This is a genomic window from Nonomuraea monospora (assembly GCF_039531895.1).
GTDB lineage: Bacteria > Actinomycetota > Actinomycetes > Streptosporangiales > Streptosporangiaceae > Nonomuraea > Nonomuraea monospora.
On record NZ_BAAAQX010000007.1, the window covers coordinates 351,090 to 368,113 of the forward strand.

At 70.5% G+C, this 17,024-nt stretch carries 17 protein-coding genes; 5 read left to right on the forward strand and 12 right to left on the reverse strand.

Annotated elements, in window-relative coordinates:
* Positions 1 to 13 precede the first annotated feature (13 nt).
* A complete protein-coding gene (locus ABD331_RS16865) occupies positions 14 to 922 on the forward strand; it encodes a carbohydrate ABC transporter permease (RefSeq protein WP_344475587.1) in 909 nt (302 codons plus the stop codon).
* Positions 922 to 1,860 (forward strand): carbohydrate ABC transporter permease, encoded by a 939-nt coding sequence (locus ABD331_RS16870; protein WP_344475591.1) that lies wholly within the window; start codon positions 922 to 924, stop codon positions 1,858 to 1,860. Before ABD331_RS16865 ends, ABD331_RS16870 begins: the two co-directional genes overlap by 1 nt.
* Positions 1,861 to 1,957: 97 nt before the next feature.
* Here ABD331_RS16870 and ABD331_RS16875 read toward each other — a convergent pair whose 3' ends face one another.
* The 10 genes from ABD331_RS16875 to ABD331_RS16920 all read right to left on the reverse strand — a co-directional run bounded on the left by ABD331_RS16875 (position 1,958) and on the right by ABD331_RS16920 (position 11,908).
* Positions 1,958 to 3,889: a DEAD/DEAH box helicase gene (locus ABD331_RS16875; protein ID WP_344475594.1), complete on the reverse strand. Its 1,932-nt coding sequence runs from the start codon at positions 3,887 to 3,889 to the stop codon at positions 1,958 to 1,960.
* A gap of 312 nt (positions 3,890 to 4,201) precedes the next feature.
* Positions 4,202 to 4,561 (reverse strand): metal-sulfur cluster assembly factor, encoded by a 360-nt coding sequence (locus tag ABD331_RS16880; protein ID WP_344475597.1) that lies wholly within the window; start codon positions 4,559 to 4,561, stop codon positions 4,202 to 4,204.
* A complete protein-coding gene (sufU, locus tag ABD331_RS16885) occupies positions 4,558 to 4,998 on the reverse strand; it encodes a Fe-S cluster assembly sulfur transfer protein SufU (RefSeq protein WP_344475599.1) in 441 nt (146 codons plus the stop codon). Before sufU ends, ABD331_RS16880 begins: the two co-directional genes overlap by 4 nt.
* Positions 4,999 to 5,000: 2 nt before the next feature.
* Positions 5,001 to 6,284 (reverse strand): cysteine desulfurase, encoded by a 1,284-nt coding sequence (locus tag ABD331_RS16890; RefSeq protein WP_344475601.1) that lies wholly within the window; start codon positions 6,282 to 6,284, stop codon positions 5,001 to 5,003.
* Positions 6,281 to 7,027, reverse strand: coding sequence for a Fe-S cluster assembly ATPase SufC (sufC, locus tag ABD331_RS16895; protein WP_148432974.1), 747 nt, complete (start codon positions 7,025 to 7,027; stop codon positions 6,281 to 6,283). Before sufC ends, ABD331_RS16890 begins: the two co-directional genes overlap by 4 nt.
* Before the next feature lie 4 nt (positions 7,028 to 7,031).
* Complete coding sequence (locus tag ABD331_RS16900) at positions 7,032 to 7,358, reverse strand: non-heme iron oxygenase ferredoxin subunit (protein ID WP_344475604.1); 327 nt, start codon at positions 7,356 to 7,358, stop codon at positions 7,032 to 7,034.
* The gene (gene sufD / locus ABD331_RS16905; protein ID WP_344475606.1) at positions 7,355 to 8,476 is read right to left on the reverse strand and encodes a Fe-S cluster assembly protein SufD; all 1,122 of its coding nucleotides are present in this window, start codon (positions 8,474 to 8,476) and stop codon (positions 7,355 to 7,357) included. The genes ABD331_RS16900 and sufD overlap by 4 nt, the downstream gene beginning before the upstream one ends.
* Positions 8,476 to 9,888 (reverse strand): Fe-S cluster assembly protein SufB, encoded by a 1,413-nt coding sequence (gene sufB, locus ABD331_RS16910; protein ID WP_344475608.1) that lies wholly within the window; start codon positions 9,886 to 9,888, stop codon positions 8,476 to 8,478. The genes sufD and sufB overlap by 1 nt, the downstream gene beginning before the upstream one ends.
* Entirely contained in the window at positions 9,885 to 10,583 is a 699-nt protein-coding gene (locus ABD331_RS16915; RefSeq protein WP_344475610.1) for a helix-turn-helix transcriptional regulator, read from the reverse strand. Before ABD331_RS16915 ends, sufB begins: the two co-directional genes overlap by 4 nt.
* A gap of 92 nt (positions 10,584 to 10,675) precedes the next feature.
* A complete protein-coding gene (locus ABD331_RS16920; RefSeq protein WP_344475612.1) occupies positions 10,676 to 11,908 on the reverse strand; it encodes a multidrug effflux MFS transporter in 1,233 nt (410 codons plus the stop codon).
* Positions 11,909 to 12,098: 190 nt separating this feature from the next.
* On the opposite strand from ABD331_RS16920, the gene ABD331_RS16925 reads away from it, so the two are divergent.
* Entirely contained in the window at positions 12,099 to 13,007 is a 909-nt protein-coding gene (locus ABD331_RS16925; RefSeq protein WP_344475614.1) for an ABC transporter ATP-binding protein, read from the forward strand.
* Positions 13,004 to 13,771 (forward strand): ABC transporter permease, encoded by a 768-nt coding sequence (locus ABD331_RS16930; protein WP_344475616.1) that lies wholly within the window; start codon positions 13,004 to 13,006, stop codon positions 13,769 to 13,771. The genes ABD331_RS16925 and ABD331_RS16930 overlap by 4 nt, the downstream gene beginning before the upstream one ends.
* A 79-nt stretch (positions 13,772 to 13,850) precedes the next feature.
* On the opposite strand, the gene ABD331_RS16935 is transcribed toward ABD331_RS16930, so the two are convergent.
* Positions 13,851 to 15,047: an MFS transporter gene (locus tag ABD331_RS16935; RefSeq protein ID WP_344475618.1), complete on the reverse strand. Its 1,197-nt coding sequence runs from the start codon at positions 15,045 to 15,047 to the stop codon at positions 13,851 to 13,853.
* Positions 15,048 to 15,171: 124 nt separating this feature from the next.
* On the opposite strand from ABD331_RS16935, the gene ABD331_RS16940 reads away from it, so the two are divergent.
* Positions 15,172 to 16,086 (forward strand): EamA family transporter, encoded by a 915-nt coding sequence (locus ABD331_RS16940; RefSeq protein WP_344475620.1) that lies wholly within the window; start codon positions 15,172 to 15,174, stop codon positions 16,084 to 16,086.
* 268 nt (positions 16,087 to 16,354) lie between these two features.
* Here the strand turns inward: ABD331_RS16940 and ABD331_RS16945 are convergent, their stop codons facing one another.
* Positions 16,355 to 17,023, reverse strand: a complete 669-nt coding sequence (locus tag ABD331_RS16945; protein WP_344475622.1) for a GntR family transcriptional regulator — start codon at positions 17,021 to 17,023, stop codon at positions 16,355 to 16,357.
* Between the last annotated feature and the right edge of the window lies 1 nt (position 17,024).

The window sequence follows — 17,024 nt, forward strand, 5'->3', positions numbered from 1 at the left end:
AGGAGCCCCCGACATGGCGAACCCCGTCCCGCTGCGCAGCAGGCTGCGCCGCTACGGCACCTCGTACGCGATGCTGCTGCCCTTCCTCGCGCTGTTCGCGGCGTTCCTGATCTGGCCGCTGGCCAACTCGCTCTACCTGAGCTTCACCACGTTCGACGGCATCAACCCGGCCGCCTTCACCGGCCTGGAGAACTTCCGGCTGCTGGCCGAGGACACCCGCTTCCTGCACGCGCTGAGCAACACCAGCGGGTACGTGGTCGCGTCCGTCCTCATCGGCACCCTGCTGTCGCTCGGCCTGGCGCTGGCGTTCGGCGGCCCGAGCTGGCCGCACCGCATCATGCGCACCGTCTTCTTCCTGCCGTCCGTCACCTCCTCCATCGCGCTCATGCTGATGTGGAAGTGGGTGCTGTTCCCCAGCGACGTGGGCCTGGCCAACACGATCGTGCGCTGGTTCGGCGGCACGGCCGTCGCCTGGCTGGCCACGCCGGGGCTGACCATCCCGATCCTGGTGCTGATGGCGGTGTGGGGCGGCATGGGTTACGGCATGGTGCTGTACGTCGCCGGGCTCGGCTCGATCCCCCGGGAGTACTACGAGGCGGCCGAGATCGACGGCGCCTCGGCCTGGCGGCGGCTGCTGCACGTCACGCTGCCGCTGCTGCGGCCCGTCACCACGTACGTGGTGGTGACCGGGCTGATCGGCGCCTTCCAGGTGTTCGAGGCGGTCTACATCGTCTTCCGCGGCACCAACAGCGTCGGCGGGGTGCTCGACTCCGGCCTGATGATCGTCCCCTACCTGTACGACCAGGGGTTCACCCACTTCAAGCTGGGTTACGCCTCGGCCATCGCCTGGGTGCTCTTCCTGGTCATCTTCGTGCTCAGCCTCGTCAACCTGCGCCTGGGCCGCGCGATGAAGGAGCTGTGATGGCCACCGCGGCCTCCGCCGCCCCGGCGGCCCGCGCGGTTCCCGCGGCCCCCGGCCGGTCGCGGGCCGGCGGGCACCTGCTGCGCCTGCCGTTCTACCTGCTGTCGCTGACCATGGTGGTGCCGTTCTACTGGCTGCTCATCACGGTGTTCAAACCGCCTGCCGAGCTGGCCAGGACGCCGCCGTCGTTCGTGCCGCAGTCGCCGACCGTCGCCAACTTCTACGACGCCGAGTGGTCGGCCGAGCGCGTCAACCCGGGCCATCTGCAGGGCATCTTCCAGCGGTTCCAGGTGGACTTCGGGTTCTGGCGGTTCCTGTTCAACAGCCTGTTCATCACCAGCGTCATCACCGTCGGGGCGCTGCTGATCTGCTCGCTGGCCGCGTACGTGATCGCCAAGCACGACATCAAGGGCCGCCGGGTCATCTTCCTGCTGGTCGTCGCCTCGATGATGGTGCCCTGGCAGACCACGCTCATCCCCAACTACGTGATCATGCGGAACCTGGGGTGGCTGGACAGCTACGCCGGATACATCATGCCGGCGCTGGCCAAGGCGTTCGTGCTGTTCTTCCTGGTGCAGTTCCTGCAGTCGCTGCCGGACGAGCTGATCCACGCGGCCAGGGTGGACGGGGCCGGGGAGTGGCGCATCTGGTGGCGGATCGTGCTGCCGCTGCTGCGGCCGGCGCTCGCCGCGATGTCGATCTTCATCGTGCTCGGGGAGTGGAACAACTTCCTGTGGCCGCTCATCATCGTGCAGAGCGACGAGATGGCCAACCTGCCGGTGGCGCTGGCGCGGCTGAACTCGTACTACGCGGGGCCGGATCATCAGGGGGCGATCATGGCGGGCGGGCTGATCGCGTCGGTGCCGACGATCGTCTTCTTCCTGATGTTCCAGCGGTACTTCGTCCGGGGGATCGCGCTGAGCGGGCTGAAGGGGTGAAAACGGCGCTGCCCGCCGCACCGGGAAGGTGCGGCGGGCAGCGGTCGCGCTTCGTGGCCGGTCAGCGAAGTCCGGCCGGTCGCGTGGTACGGCCCGGTCAGCGCTCGAAGCGGCGGCCGGAGTTGCGGCGGAAGCCGCCGCCGTTGCCGCGCTCGTCCGAGCGGCCGGCGCCGGAGCGGTAGCCGTCGCGCGCCGGACGCTCGGCGGCGCGGAAACCGTCACGCGCGGGACGGTCACCGGAGGGACGGTCACCGGAGCGGTAGCCGTCACGGGCCGGGCGGTCGTCGGTGCGGAAGCCCCGGTCGCGGTCGCCCGTGAAGGGGCGGCCACGGTCGGAGTTGTAGCGCGGGCCCCGGTCGTTGACCCGGTCGCCGCCGCGGTCGTCCTGCCGGAACGGCCGGTCGTCGGAGCGGTAGCCGCCGCGGCCCTGACCGTCACGCCGGCGGTCGTCGCCGAACGTGCGCGGCTCCTGCGTGCGGCCGAACGGCCGCTCGCCCTCGCCGTGCCTGCGCGGACGACGGTCGTCACCCGCGTTGAAAGGGCGGTCGCCGTCCTCGTGGCGGCGCGGGCGGCGGTCGTCACCGGAGTTGAAGGGACGCCCGCCGTCCTCGTGCCTGCGCGGGCGGCGATCGTCACCGGAGTTGAACGGACGCTCGCCGTCGTCGTGGCGGCGCGGGCGGCGCTCGCCGTCGAAGTCGCGGCGGCCACGGCGGCCACGGCGCTCGGACCCGCCGCCGCCCTCACGGCGGGGGCGCAGCGGCTTGCGGACGTCCGGCTCCCACACGGGGATGGCCTCGCCGCTCGGCGTGCGGGCGCCGGTCACCTCGGCGAGCCTGGGGTGGCCGGGCGTGGCCTTCAGGCGGAACGGGTGGATCCCGGCGCGGCGGGTGAGCGCGTCGGTCGAGCGGCGCTCGTTCGGCAGCACCAGCGTGACGACGGTGCCCTTCTCGCCGGCGCGGGCGGTGCGGCCGCCCCTGTGCAGGTAGCTCTTGTGGTCCTGCGGCGGGTCGACGTGCAGCACCAGGCTGATGTTGTCGACGTGGATGCCGCGCGCCGCGACGTCGGTGCAGACCAGCACGTTGACGGAGCCCTCGCGGAACTCCGACAGGATGCGGGTGCGCTGGTTCTGGCGCTTGCCGCCGTGCAGGCCGCCGCTCTTGACGCCGACGCGGGCGAGCTGCTTGCACAGCCGGTCCACGCCGTGCTGGGTGCGGACGAAGATGATGGTGCGGCCCTCGCGGTTGGCGATCTCGGCCGTCACGTCGAACTTGTCGTCGCGGGTGACCTGCATCACGTGGTGCTCCATGGTGTCGACCGGCGAGGTCGCCGGGGCCACGGAGTGCGTGATCGGGTTCTTGAGGAAGCGCTGCACCAGCTTGTCGACGTCGCCGTCGAGGGTGGCGGAGAACAGCAGCCGCTGCCCGTCGGCCGGGGTCTGCGCGAGCAGGTCGGTGACGACGGGGAAGAAGCCGAGGTCGCACATGTGGTCGGCCTCGTCGAGCACGCTCACCTCGACGTCGCCCAGCGAGCACTCGCCCTGCCTGATCAGGTCGCCGAGGCGGCCCGGGGTGGCGATGACGACGTCCACGCCGCGCCGCAGCGCCTCGATCTGCTTGCCCATGGACATGCCGCCGACGACGACCTTCATGCGCAGGCCGAGGCCGCGCCCGAGGGGCTCGAGGGCGTCGTGCACCTGGAGGGCCAGCTCACGGGTGGGCACCAGGATCATCGCGTGGGGGCGGCCCGGAGCGGGCTTCACACCGGCGATGCGCGCCATGGTGGGCAGGCCGAACGCGAGCGTCTTGCCGGAGCCGGTCTGGCCGCGGCCGAGCACGTCGTTGCCGGCGAGCACGTCGGGGATCGTCGCGCTCTGGATGGGGAACGGGCTGTCGAAGCCCAGCTTGGCCAGCCCGTTCACGAGCGGCTTCGGCAGGCCGAGCAGCTCGAACTCGGACGGGCCCGGCTCGGCAGCGGGGGTCTCCGCGGCAGCGGAGGTGTCGCCGAGCGTGGGCATGACAGCGTCAAGCATGGTCACGAAAGTCGTGCCTTTCCGTCGAAGTGGCGCGTCACTTCTGCGAAAGGACGAGCCATGATGTGCGGCCTCGGAGGCCGCACAAGGTTCAAGGGCACCCGCCGTCATGGGGGCGGGGTGAAGATGAGGGGGACACCCAGGGCATCGGCCGCAGGCGATGCGATACGCGTGATGAGACGTCAGGTGTACCTGTCACTCAACGCCGGGGATGTTATCGGATATTCCCCGGCTATGCGTGGTGGACCTTGCGAAAACGCAAGGCACGCTGATACCCCCGACGTTTTACCGTCAGGGGTGACAGCAGAAAGATCAGACGTTGAAGCCTAGCATACGAAGCTGCTCGCGCCCCTCGTCGGTGATCTTGTCGGGACCCCACGGCGGCAGCCAGACCCAGTTGATCTTGACGTCGGAGACCATGCCGTCGAGCGCCGAGTGCGCCTGGTCCTCGATCACGTCGGTGAGCGGGCAGGCCGCGCTGGTCAGCGTCATGTCGATGGTGCACACGGGCTGCCCGCCGTCGGCCGGGTCGAGGTTGAGCCCGTAGATCAGGCCCAGGTCCACGACGTTGATGCCGAGCTCGGGGTCCACGACGTCCTTGAGCGCCTCCATGATCTCATCGACGGTCGTGTCACCGTCGAAGCTCGTCGGCGTCTCCGTCGGCTTGCTCATTGCCCAGCACTCCTCACAACAGCGTCCTTGTAGGCCATCCACGAAAGCAACGCACATTTAACACGCGCCGGGAACTTGGCCACGCCCGCGAACGCGACCGCGTCGCCGAGGACCTCCTCGTCGGCCTCGACCTTCCCCCTGCCCTGCATCAGCCGGGTGAACTCGTCGACCACCGAGAGCGTCTCGTCCACCGTGGAGCCGGTGGTCAGCTCGTGCAGCACCGAGGCGGCGGCCTGGCTGATCGAACAGCCCTGACCCTCGTAGGACACGTCCAGGATCTTGCCGGCGTCGCCCACCTTGACCCTGAGCGTGATCTCGTCGCCGCACGTCGGGTTCACGTGGTGAACCTCGGCGTCGTACGGCTCGCGCAGCCCCCGCCCCTGCGGGTGCTTGTAGTGTTCCAGGATCAGCTCCTGGTACATCGACTCGCCGATCATGGCTATGCGAACACCTTCTGAACGTGATGGAGGCCGCGGACCAGGGCATCGATCTCGCCCGTGGTGTTGTACAGGTAGAACGACGCCCGCGTGGTCGCGGGTATTCCGAACCGCAGGTGCAGCGGGCGCGCGCAGTGGTGCCCGACGCGGACGGCCACGCCGAACTGGTCGTCCAGGATCTGCCCGACGTCGTGCGGGTGGATGCCCTCCAGTGTGAAGGACACCGTCGCTCCGCGCTGCTCCAGCGTATCGGGGCCGATGAAGCGCAGCGTGGGCACCTCGCGCAGAGCCTCCAGCGCGTACGCCGTAAGCTCCCGCTCGTAGGCCTCGACGGCGTCGAGACCGATGTCGGTGAGGTAGTCGACCGCCGCGCCGAGCCCGATGGCCTCGACGATCGGCGGCGTGCCCGCCTCGAACTTGTGCGGGATCGGCGCGTACGTCGAGCGGTCCATCCAGACCGCCTCGATCATCTCGCCGCCGCCCAGGAACGGGGGCATGGCCTCCAGCAGCTCGGCCCGCCCCCACAGCACGCCGATGCCCGAGGGGCCGACCATCTTGTGGCCGGTGAAGGCCACGAAGTCGGCGCCCAGCTCGGTCACGTTCACCGGGTGGTGCGGCACGGACTGGGAGGCGTCGAGCGCGACGAGCGCCCCGACCTCGTGCGCCCGCGCGGCGATCGCGGCCACCGGGTTGACCGTGCCCAGCACGTTCGACTGGTGGGCGACCGAGACGATCTTCGTCCGCTCGGTGATCAGGGCGGGGTCGTAGTCGAGCCGCCCCTCGTCGGTGACGCCGAACCACTTCAGGCTCGCGCCGGTGCGCTGCGCGAGCAGCTGCCACGGCACGATGTTGGAGTGGTGCTCCATCTCGGAGATGACGATCTCGTCACCGGGGCCCATCGTGAAGCGCGGGTCGGTGTTGGCATCGGTCGTGCCGGAGGCGCGCCATGTGTTACGCCCGAAGGAGTAGGCGAGCAGGTTGAGGGCCTCGGAGGCGTTCTTGGTGAAGATCACCTCGTCGCGCGACGGCGCCCCGACGAAGCCCGCGATCTTGTCGCGGGCGCCCTCGTAGGCGTCGGTCGACTCGGCCCCGAGCACGTGCATGGCGCGCCCGACGTTGCTGTAGTGCAGCGCCAGGTGCTCCCGCATGGTCTCGATGACCTGGTTGGGCTTCTGTGAGGAGTTGCCCGAGTCGAGATAGACGAGCGGTCGCCCGTCGGGCAGCTCGCGGGAGAAGACCGGGAAATCCTTCCTGATCTTCTCCACATCGAAGCTGGTGGAAGTCATGCAGATGCCTTCGTGTACTGCTCGTAGCCCTCGGCCTCGAGCTTGTCGGCCAGTTCGGGGCCGCCCTCCTCGACGATCCGGCCGGCGGCGAAGACGTGCACGAAGTCCGGCTTCACGTAACGCAGGATGCGGGTGTAGTGGGTGATCAGCAGCACGCCGGTCTCGCCCGAGGCGCGGAAGCGGTTGATGCCCTCCGACACCACGCGCAGCGCGTCGACGTCGAGGCCGGAGTCGGTCTCGTCGAGCACCGCGATCTTCGGCTTGAGCAGCTCCATCTGGAGGATCTCGTGGCGCTTCTTCTCGCCGCCGGAGAAACCCTCGTTCAGGTTGCGCTGGGCGAAGGCGGGGTCGATGGACAGGGCGTCCATGCCGCTCTTGAGGTCCTTGGCGAACTCGCGCAGCTTCGGCGCCTCGCCGCGGACGGCGGTGACGGCCGAGCGCAGGAAGTTGGACACCGAGACGCCGGGCACCTCGACTGGATACTGCATGGCCAGGAACAGGCCGGCGCGGGCGCGCTCGTCGACGGACAGCTCAAGCAGGTCCACGCCGTCGAGCAGCACCTGGCCGCCGGTGATCGTGTATTTGGGGTGACCGGCGATGGCGTAGGCGAGCGTCGACTTGCCCGAGCCGTTGGGGCCCATGATGGCGTGGGTCTGCCCGGCCTTCACGGTCAGGTTGACGCCGCGCAGGATTTCCTTGTCCTCGACGGCGACCTGGAGGTCACGGATCTCAAGGGTGGACATGTGCTTAGGACTCCTTCGAGAGCGAGACGAGGACGTCATCGCCGTCGATCTTCACTGTGTAGACGTTCACGGGTTGGGTGGCGGGCGGCCCGGTGGGCTTGCCGGTGTTGATGTCGAAGCACGAGCCGTGCAGCCAGCACTCCAGGGTGCCGTCGTACACCTCGCCCTCGCTGAGCTTGACCTCGGCGTGGGAGCAGACGTCGTGCAGGGCGCGCACCTCGTGGCCCTTGCGCACGAGCGCCACGGGCGTCTCGTCCGCGCCGACCTCGACGCCGATGACGCCCCCGTCAGGGATGTCCTCGACCTTGCACACCTTCTCGAACGTGCTCATCGGCTCAGTTCCGCTTCCAGCGCGGCCATGACGCGCTCGCGGATCTCCTCGATCTGGATCTTCTCCACGAGCTGGCCGAGGAAGCCCCGCACGACCAGGCGGCGAGCCTCGTCGTAGGGGATGCCGCGGGCCTGGAGGTAGAAGATGTGCTCGTCGTCGAGGCGGCCGGAGGCGGAGGCGTGCCCCGCTCCCGCGACCTCGCCGGTGAGGATCTCCAGGTTGGGCACCGAGTCGGCGCGGGCGCCGTCGGTGAGGATGAGGTTGCGGTTGAGCTCGTAGGTGTCGGTGCCCTCGGCCTCGACCCTGATGATCACGTCGCCGATCCAGACGGCGTGCGCCGCCTCGCCCTGCAGGGCGCCGCGGTAGTCGACGTTGCTCTTGCAGTTGGGCTGCGAGTGGTCGACCAGCAGGCGGTGCTCCAGGTGCTGCCCGGCGTCGACGAAGTAGACGCCCGACATGTCGGCGTCGCCGCCCGGCGCGGTGTAGGTGACGCTGGGCGACAGGCGTACCAGGTCGCCGCCGAGCGTCACCACGAAGCTGCGGAAGGTCGCGTCCTTGGCGAGCCGCGCGTGGTGGTGGGAGACGTGGACCGCGTCGTCCTCCCAGTCCTGCAGGCTGACGACCTTGAGGTTGGCGCCGTCGCCGACGACGAACTCGATGTTGTCGGCGTAGACGGCGCTGCCCTTGTGGTCGAGCACGAGCACGGCCTCGGCCATCGGCTCGACCTTGACCACGATGTGGCCGTAGGTCGCGCCGTCGCCCTCGCCCGTCAGCGTCAGCACGGTCGGCCTGGAGGTGACGGCCTCGCGCGGCACCGTGATCACGGTGGCCTTCTCGAAGCTGTTCCACGCCTGCGCGCTCACCCGGTCGGTCGGCATGAACGACTTGCCCACGCGGGCGTCGTCACGGCCGACCGTCTCGACGGTGACCTCGGGGGCGGCGTCCACGTCCACGCGGACGTGGCCGACCGGATCGGCCTTGCCGTTGTGCAGGCCCTTCAGGCGGGACAGCGGCGTGAAGCGCCACGCCTCCTCGCGCCCGGTCGGGACCTCGAAGTCGCCCAGCTCGTAGGACGCCTTCTCGTGCAGGGTCGACAGGGGCTTCTCGTTCAGGCCCATCAGCCGACGGCTCCTTCCATCTGCAGCTCGATCAGCCGGTTCAGCTCGAGCGCGTACTCCATGGGCAGCTCGCGCGCGATCGGCTCCACGAAGCCGCGCACGATCATCGCCATCGCCTCGTCCTCGTCGAGCCCGCGGCTCATGAGGTAGAACAGCTGGTCCTCGCTGACCTTGGAGACCGTGGCCTCGTGGCCCATCGAGACGTCGTCCTCGCGGACGTCGACGTACGGGTAGGTGTCGGAGCGGCTGATCTGGTCGACCAGCAGGGCGTCGCACTTGACGGTGCTGGCGCTGCCGTGGGCGCCCTCCTCGATCTGCACGAGACCGCGGTAGGAGGTGCGGCCGCCGCCGCGCGCCACCGACTTGGAGATGACGCTGGAGCTGGTGTTGGGCGCCAGGTGCACCATCTTGGAGCCGGCGTCCTGGTGCTGGCCCTCGCCCGCGAACGCGACGCTCAGCGTCTCGCCCTTGGCGTGCTCGCCCATCAGGTAGACGGCCGGGTACTTCATCGTGACCTTGGAGCCGATGTTGCCGTCGATCCACTCCATGGTGGCGCCCTCGTAGGCGACGGCGCGCTTGGTCACCAGGTTGTAGACGTTGTTCGACCAGTTCTGGATGGTCGTGTAACGGCAGCGGGCGTTCTTCTTCACGATGATCTCGACGACCGCGCTGTGCAGCGAGTCGGAGGAGTAGATCGGCGCGGTGCAGCCCTCGACGTAGTGCACGTAGCTGTTCTCGTCGACGATGATCAGGGTCCGCTCGAACTGGCCCATGTTCTCGGTGTTGATCCGGAAGTAGGCCTGCAGCGGGATCTCGACCTCGACGTTCGGCGGCACGTAGATGAACGAGCCACCGGACCACACGGAGGTGTTGAGCGCGGCGAACTTGTTGTCGCCCACCGGGATCACCGAGCCGAAGTACTCCTTGAAGAGCTCCTCGTGCTCCTTCAGGCCCGTGTCGGTGTCGACGAAGATGACACCCTTCTCCTCGAGGTCCTCACGGATCTTGTGATAGACGACCTCGGACTCGTACTGGGCCGCGACACCGGCGATGAGGCGCTGCTTCTCCGCCTCCGGGATGCCGAGCTTGTCGTAGGTGTTCTTGATGTCCTCCGGCAGCTCGTCCCAGGAAGCGGCCTGCTTCTCGGTCGAGCGCACGAAGTACTTGATGTTGTCGAAGTCGATGCCGGTGAGGTCGGAGCCCCAGGTGGGCAGCGGCTTCTTGGCGAACAGGCGGAGGCCCTTCAGGCGAAGGTCGAGCATCCACTCCGGCTCGTTCTTGAGCGCGGAGATGTTGCGGACGACCTCCTCGGACAGGCCGCGCTTGGCCGCCGCGCCCGCGGCATCCGGGTCGGCCCAGCCGAACTTGTAATTCCCGAGGCCTTCCAGCTCCGGGCGGTCGGTGACAGTCACCTTCCGGTCTCCTTGCTCTTGTCTCTATGTGCGGAATCGGCCAATGACTGCGGGGACACGTGCGTCGTGCACACCCCGTCGCCGTGGGCGATCGTGGCCAGGCGCTGCACCGGGGTGCCGAGCAGCTGCGCGAACGCCTCCGTCTCGGCCTCACACAGCTGCGGGAACTCCGCGGCCGCGTGCGCCACCGGGCAGTGGTGCTGGCAGAGCTGGTCGCCACCCGACTTGGCCTTGCTGGCCGAGGCGGCATACCCCTCTGCCGACAGCGCCTGCGCCAGCACCTGCACGCGCTGGTCCGCGGGCACCGTCGCCATGACGGGCTCCAGCCTCCTGAGCAGGCTGGCCACCTGCTCGCGGGCGAAGTCTGCCACGGCTTCTCGCCCCATACGCTCGGCCAGGAAACGCAGCGCGCTCCCGGCCAGGTCGTCGTAGGCGTGCTCGAAAGCACTGCGCCCCGCGTCGGTGATCGCGAACAGCTTGGCGGGCCGCCCGCGCCCGCGCTGTCCGCGCGGGCGTACCGTACGAGGCTCGATCATCCCGTCGGCCAGCAGCGCGTCGAGGTGACGCCGGACGGCGGCGGGCGTGAGCCCGAGCCGCTCGCCGAGAGCCGCGGCCGTGACGGGACCATGCTCAAGAATCAGCCTGGCGACGCGGGCGCGGGTGCCGCGCTCACCACCGGGCTCCATCGTGGGCATGTTTTTCACAACATCAGTGTGCCGTAATTCCTTCCCGCTTCACAAACGGATCTGAGCAGGGACGGGAATGGAATTTGTCACGCAGGGTAGCCTTACCTAACTTTTGTCCGGCCGAGGATCGTGAACGCCAGGGCCGAGCAGAAGAAGAGCCCGAGCATGACACAGGCCATGGGCACCGCGGAGCCGGTTCCGGCAAGTCCGACCAGCGGGGCGGCAGCCGCGCCCAGGGCGAACTGCAGCACGCCGGTCAGCGCCGAGGCGCTCCCGGCGACCTGCGCGGGCTGGGAGCCCAGCGCCAGCGCGCCGGTGCCGGGCAGGACCAGGCCCTGGCCCAGCATGATGACGATCAGCCCGCTCACGATGCCCCACAGGCCGAGGTCCGCCAGCGCCGCGGTCATCAGCAGCGCCGCGCCGAGCAGCGCGACGCCGAGTCCGGCGCGCACCAGCAGCACCGGCCGCACCCGGCCCGACAGCCGGCCGCCGAGCTGGGAGGTCGCGATGAGGGCGAAGGCGTTCAGGCCGAAGATGAGGGAATACTGCTGCGGCGTGGCGCCGTACACGTCCTGGAGGACGAACGGCGAGCCCGAGATGTAGCCGAACATGGCCGCGAACGCCAGCCCGCCGGTCAGCGCGAAGCCCATGAACGAGCGGTCGCGCAGGAGGTGCCAGAAGGTGCTCACGGTGTGCCTGAGCCCGCCGCTCTCGCGCTCCTCGGCGGGCAGCGTCTCGCGCACGCCCGCCAGCACGGCCAGCAGCAGCAGGAGCCCGGCGACGCTGAGCGCCACGAACACGCCGCGCCACGAGGTGAACGCGAGGAGCTGCGCCCCCGCGATGGGCGCCAGGATCGGCGCGAGGCCGCTGACCAGCATCAGCGTGGCGAAGATGCGGGCGATGGCGGCGCCGTCGTACAGGTCGCGGACGACCGCCCGCACGATGACCAGCGCCGCGCCGCCCAGCATGCCCTGCAGCAGGCGGAAGACGATGAGCATCGGCACCGACGGCGCGAACGCGCACAGCAACGAGGCGACCATGAACCCGGCCACCCCGATCATCAGCGGCACCCGCCGGCCGCGCACGTCGCTCGTGGGCCCGGCGATCACCTGACCGAGCGACACGCCGATGAGGCAGGCGGTGAGCGTGAGCTGGACCTGCGCCTCCCCGCTGAGCATCTCGGAGGTGATGGCGGGCAGGGCGGGGAGGTACATGTCGATGGACAGCGGGCCGATCGCCGACAGGGCGCCGAGGATCACCAGCAGCACTCCGCGGCGGCTCCTCCGCTCCGGTTGGACGACGGCGGCGGACGTGGCGATCTCAGCCACGGACATGCGTGTACCCCTCTCCCTCGTAGGCCTGTGGCCCCACGAGGGCCGGATGGTCAAACCATGTTTCGGTCCTCCGAATTCCCAGTCATCAGATATTTCCGGAAATCTCATCCGATGGGGTGCCTTACCAGGCCAACGCGGTCATGCTTACCTGCGGCCCGGACCGCCTGCGGGAGTCCCTAAACTCGTGGCCATGGATTCCCCAGCCGTCGAGATCGTCGACCTGGTCAAACGCTACGGCGGCAGCACCGCCGTCGACGGCCTCACCTTCCGCGCCGAGCGCGGCGCCGTCACCGCGGTCCTCGGTCCCAACGGCGCGGGCAAGACGTCCACGGTGGAGATCTGCGAGGGGTTCCGCAAGGCCGACGCCGGCACGGTCAAGGTCCTCGGCCTGGCGCCCGCGCTGCCCGAGCTGCGCGCGCGGGTGGGCGTCATGCTGCAGGCGGGCGGCGTGCCGCCGGCCATGCGCTGCGCCGAGTGGCTGCGGCTGGTCTCCCGCTTCTACGCGCACCCGCTCGACGCGGGCGCGCTGCTCGAACGGCTGGGGCTGACCGATCACGTACGCACCCCGTACCGGCGGCTGTCGGGCGGCCAGCAGCAGCGGCTGTCCCTGGCGGCGGCCGTCGTCGGGCGGCCCGAGCTGGTCTTCCTCGACGAGCCCACGGCCGGCCTCGACCCGCAGGCCAGGCACGCCTGCTGGGACCTCGTCGGCGAGCTGCGCGCCGCCGGCGTGTCGGTCATGCTGACCACCCACCACATGGACGAGGCCGAGCGGCTGGCCGACCACGTCGTCATCATCGACAGGGGCCGCGTGGTGGCCGAGGGCAGCCCCGCCTCCCTCACCGGGGCCGAGCGGCAGCTCAGGTTCAGGGCGCGGCCAGGGCTGGCGCTGGAGGAGCTGCTCAACGCGCTCCCCACGGGCAGCGCGGCCAAGGAGTCACCGGCCGGCCACTACATCATCGAGGGCCTGGTGGGGCCCGAGCTGCTGGCCACGGTGACGGCCTGGTGCGCGGCCGAGGGCGTCACGGCCGACGACCTGCGCATCGAGCGCCGCACCCTCGAAGACGTCTTCCTGGAGCTGACCGGCAGGGAGCTGCGATGACCGCCCTCGACCTCACCCCCGCTCCCGGCGCGGCGCCGTTCCCGCGCATGGTGCTGGCGCAGGCCGGCGCGGAGATCCGCGCCATGCTGCGCAACGGCGAGCAGCTCCTGCTCACCATGATCATTCCGGTGCTGCTGCTGACTGGGTTCTCGCTCGCGCCGCTGATCGACGTCGGCGGCGGGCGGCGCGTCGACTTCCTGGTGCCGGGCGTGCTCGCGCTGGCCGTCATGTCCACCGCCTTCACCGGGCAGGCCATCGGCACCGGCTTCGAGCGCCGTTACGGCGTGCTCAAGCGGCTGGGCGCCACCCCGCTGTCCAGGAGCGGGCTCATGCTGGCCAAGACGGCGGCGGTGGCCGGCGTGGAGCTCATCCAGGCCGTGGTCATCGTGACCGTGGGGCTGGCGCTGGGGTGGCGGCCCCAGGGCTCGTTCCTGAGCGCGGTGGTGCTGATCGTGCTGGGCACGGCGGCGTTCAGCGGGCTCGGGCTGCTGATGGCCGGCACGCTGCGCGCCGAGGCCACCCTGGCGGCGGCCAACCTGGTCTACCTGGTGCTGCTGGGGGTGGGCGGAGTGATGTTCCCCCTGTCCAAGTTCCCCGACGGGGTGCGGCCGGTGCTGGAGGCGCTGCCCATCTCGGCGCTGACCGGCGGCCTGCGCGCGGTGCTCGCCCAAGGGGCGGCTCTGCCGCTGGTGCCGGTCGTCGTGCTGGCGGCGTGGGCGGTGGTGTCGCTGGGGCTGGTGTCGCGCACGTTCCGCTGGGAGTGAGGACGGCGGGAGCGAGGCGGCAGGTGGGCGGCTCGGCGTGGGCGGCTCGGCGCGGGCGTCTCCGGGTCCGGGGCGGGCGTTACTCCGGGCGCGGCGGTTCGGGGCGCAGGGCGCCGTAGTGGCGGCGGGTGAGGGCGGCCACCGCCGTGAGGGGGATGGCCGCACCGGCCGCCAGCCCGAACAGGAGCCCGTAGCGCCCGTCCTGCGCCAGCGGCCCCGCCGCCCACGAGGCGACCGCGCTGCCCACGAACAACGCGCAGGCGAAGAACGCGATGGTGGTCCCGCGGGCCTCGGGCACGACGGAGGTGGCCCAGGTCTGCAGCGAGGAGTGCAGGAACGACCAGCCCCCGCCCAGCAGCAGCGCCGTGACGACCACGACGGGCACGCTGACGTGCACGGCCACGACGGCGAACCCCGCGCAGAGCTGCGCACCGCCCACGACCATGAGCAGGGGCGCGGACCAGCGTCCCGACAGGTGCTTGACGAGCTTGGCGAAGCCCCACAGCCCCAGCCCGTACGCGGTGATCGACAGCCCGGCCACGGCGGCGGCCAGCCCCGTGTGCTGGAGCGCGGGGGCCAGGAACGGCATGACGCCCAGCATGATGGCCCCCTCGGTGAAGGCCAGCGCGAACACCAGCAGCGCCCACCGCTGCCCGAGCACCGCCCCGAGGTGGCTGAGCACCCCGCTGCCGGCGTTCTCGTGGCGGGGCGGCTCGGGCAGCGTGCGCAGGGACAGCGCGCAGGCCAGCGCGCAGACGGCGGGCACGGTGAAGGCCACCCGCCAGTCCAGCAGGCCCGCGACGACGCCGCCCAGCCCCGTGGCGAGCGCCGTGCCGAGCGCGGCGGCGGCCATGAGGTCGGTGAGCGCGCGCTGGCGCACCGAGGGCGCGACGGTGTCGCCGACGTACGTCAGCCCTGTCGGGATCACCGCGCCGAAGCAGGCGCCCGTCACCACCCTGGCCACGACGAGCGCGCCGAGCACGGGCATCAGCGCCGAGGCCAGGCCCGCCAGCGCCGCGCCGAACAGCGCCCACCGCATCACGCTCACGCGTCCGAAGCGGTCGGACAGCAGGCCCCACAGCGGCTGCGTCAGCCCGTACGCCAGGTAGTAGCCGCTGGCGGCGGCGACCGCGGCCGACAGCGGGACGCCCAGGTCGGCGGCGATGAGCACGAGCATGGGGCTCACGGCGAACCGGTCGAAGCTGCTGACGAACCCGGCCACGGACAGGGTCAGCGGCGGGCGGGTGAGACTGACGGGAGGAGCGGGGGCTTTCATAGGTCCATGTTCTATTTGTCCGGATAAATGATCCAGTCGGCAGTAGTACCACCTTAAAGGGGGGAATATCGGGCGCGTTGAGTAGGCTCTGCAGGTTGCCCCACCTGTTCTGACGAGGAGTTCCGTGACCGCCTTCGCACTCGACGAGCCCATCGACCGGGGGCCCGGCCTCCCCCGGCCGGGCAAGCTGCTCCGCGGCGCCGCCGACAGCATCCCGCCCTCGGGGCTCGTGCTGCTGGGAATCTTCTCGGTACAGCTCGGCGCCGGGTTCGCCAAGGAGCTGTTCGCGACGCTGCCGCCGAGCGCGGTGGTGTTCCTGCGCATCGCGGCCGGGGCGCTCATCATGGGGGCGGTCGCGCGGCCCAGACTCAGGGGGCTGTCCTGGCGCGACTGGGCGGTGGGGGCCGGCTTCGGCCTGACGCTCGCCGTCATGAACCTGACCTTCTACGAGGCCCTGGCGCGGCTGCCGATGGGCATCGCGGTGGCGATCGAGTTCCTCGGGCCGCTGGGCGTCGCGGTGGCCGCCTCACGGCGGCGGATCGACCTGGTGTGGGTCGGGCTGGCCGCCATCGGCGTGCTGCTGCTGGCCCCGTGGGGCGAGTCGGCGTCGGTGAGCTGGGTGGGCATCGGGTTCGCGATGGTGGCGGGCGCCTGCTGGGCCGCCTACATCCTGCTGTCGGCGGCGGCCGGGCGGCGCTTTCCCGGGACGAGCGGGCTGTCGTTCGCCATGATCGTGTCGGCGCTGGTGATCCTGCCGGTCGGCGTCACGACGGGCGGCGCCGACCTGCTGCAGCCGGAGCTGCTGCTCATCGGGCTCGGTGTGGGGCTGCTGTCGTCGGTGATCCCGTACTCGCTGGAGCTGCAGGCGCTGCGGCGCATGCCCAAGCACGTGTTCGGCATCCTGATGAGCCTGGAGCCCGCCGTGGCGGCGCTGATCGGGGTGCTGCTGCTGAGCGAGATCCTGCACGTCCAGCAGTGGGCGGCGATCATCTGCATCGTGGCCGCCAGCCTGGGCTCGACCCGCACGCGCGAACGCTGATGAGGGCCGCCGCGCGCCCGTGGGATGGGGTCTCGGGCGCGCGGCGGTGGGCTCGGCTCGGTGGGCGGGGTGTGCCGAGCCCATGAAGGTCAGCGGAGTGCGGGTGTCCGCTTGACCAGGCATGTGCCGAAAGGGGCCGGTCCGTTGCGGACCGGGGACGCGGGATCGGCGGCGCTCGCGCCAGGCGTCGCCCGGCCGATCCGCATTGAGATTACCGCCATCGGGGAGTGCCCGATCCCGAATTTCAGAACTTAACCCTGTTTGCCGGTCAGTGCTCTGCCCAGATGCCGCGGACGTGGCCGATGTGCTCCGCCATCAGGTGCCCGACGGCGGCGCCGTCGCCGCTCTTGAGCGCGTCCAGCAGTTGCAGGTGCTCCCTCGCCGAGTCGCCCAGCGTGCCGCGCTCGGAAAGCTGCGACAGGCCGTACAGCCTGGCCCTGTTGCGCAGGTCCTGCACCACCGACACCAGGTGCGCGTTCCCGCACAGCGACAGCAGCTCGACGTGGAAGCGCAGGTCGGCGTCCACGTACGCGAGCAGGTCGCCCCGCTCACTGGCCGACACGATCTCCTCGGCGATCGGCCGCAGCCGCTCGAACTCCTCCGCCCGCGAGCTGTCGGCCAGCCTCGCCACCGTGGGCACCTCGATGAGCTGGCGGATCTCGGTCAGCTCGTCCAGGTCGCGGTCGGACAGCTCCGTGACCCTGAACCCCTTGTTGCGGACGGCCTCGACCAGGCCCTCCTTGGCCAGGTCGAGCATCGCCTCGCGCACCGGCGTGGCCGAGACGCCGAACTGGGCGGCCAGCACCGGCGCCGAGTAGACCACCCCCGGCCGCATCTCACCGGTGATCAGCGCGGCGCGCAGCGCGTGCGCCACCTGCTCGCGCAAGCTCTGCCGCTCCCCCACCATCGGCAGGTCGAGCCGGTCCTCGGCAGCCATC

Bases quoted from the DNA above. Each gene is read 5' to 3' on its own strand.
- ABD331_RS16865 (WP_344475587.1), top strand. From the start codon at position 14: ATGGCGAACCCCGTCCCGCTGCGCAGCAGGCTGCGCCGCTACGGCACC.
- ABD331_RS16870 (WP_344475591.1), top strand. From the start codon at position 922: ATGGCCACCGCGGCCTCCGCCGCCCCGGCGGCCCGCGCGGTTCCCGCG.
- ABD331_RS16875 (WP_344475594.1), bottom strand. From the start codon at position 3,889: ATGCTTGACGCTGTCATGCCCACGCTCGGCGACACCTCCGCTGCCGCG.
- ABD331_RS16880 (WP_344475597.1), bottom strand. From the start codon at position 4,561: ATGAGCAAGCCGACGGAGACGCCGACGAGCTTCGACGGTGACACGACC.
- sufU (WP_344475599.1), bottom strand. From the start codon at position 4,998: ATGATCGGCGAGTCGATGTACCAGGAGCTGATCCTGGAACACTACAAG.
- ABD331_RS16890 (WP_344475601.1), bottom strand. From the start codon at position 6,284: ATGACTTCCACCAGCTTCGATGTGGAGAAGATCAGGAAGGATTTCCCG.
- sufC (WP_148432974.1), bottom strand. From the start codon at position 7,027: ATGTCCACCCTTGAGATCCGTGACCTCCAGGTCGCCGTCGAGGACAAG.
- ABD331_RS16900 (WP_344475604.1), bottom strand. From the start codon at position 7,358: ATGAGCACGTTCGAGAAGGTGTGCAAGGTCGAGGACATCCCTGACGGG.
- sufD (WP_344475606.1), bottom strand. From the start codon at position 8,476: ATGGGCCTGAACGAGAAGCCCCTGTCGACCCTGCACGAGAAGGCGTCC.
- ABD331_RS16915 (WP_344475610.1), bottom strand. From the start codon at position 10,583: ATGCCCACGATGGAGCCCGGTGGTGAGCGCGGCACCCGCGCCCGCGTC.
- ABD331_RS16920 (WP_344475612.1), bottom strand. From the start codon at position 11,908: ATGTCCGTGGCTGAGATCGCCACGTCCGCCGCCGTCGTCCAACCGGAG.
- ABD331_RS16925 (WP_344475614.1), top strand. From the start codon at position 12,099: ATGGATTCCCCAGCCGTCGAGATCGTCGACCTGGTCAAACGCTACGGC.
- ABD331_RS16930 (WP_344475616.1), top strand. From the start codon at position 13,004: ATGACCGCCCTCGACCTCACCCCCGCTCCCGGCGCGGCGCCGTTCCCG.
- ABD331_RS16935 (WP_344475618.1), bottom strand. From the start codon at position 15,047: ATGAAAGCCCCCGCTCCTCCCGTCAGTCTCACCCGCCCGCCGCTGACC.
- ABD331_RS16945 (WP_344475622.1), bottom strand. From the start codon at position 17,023: ATGGCTGCCGAGGACCGGCTCGACCTGCCGATGGTGGGGGAGCGGCAG.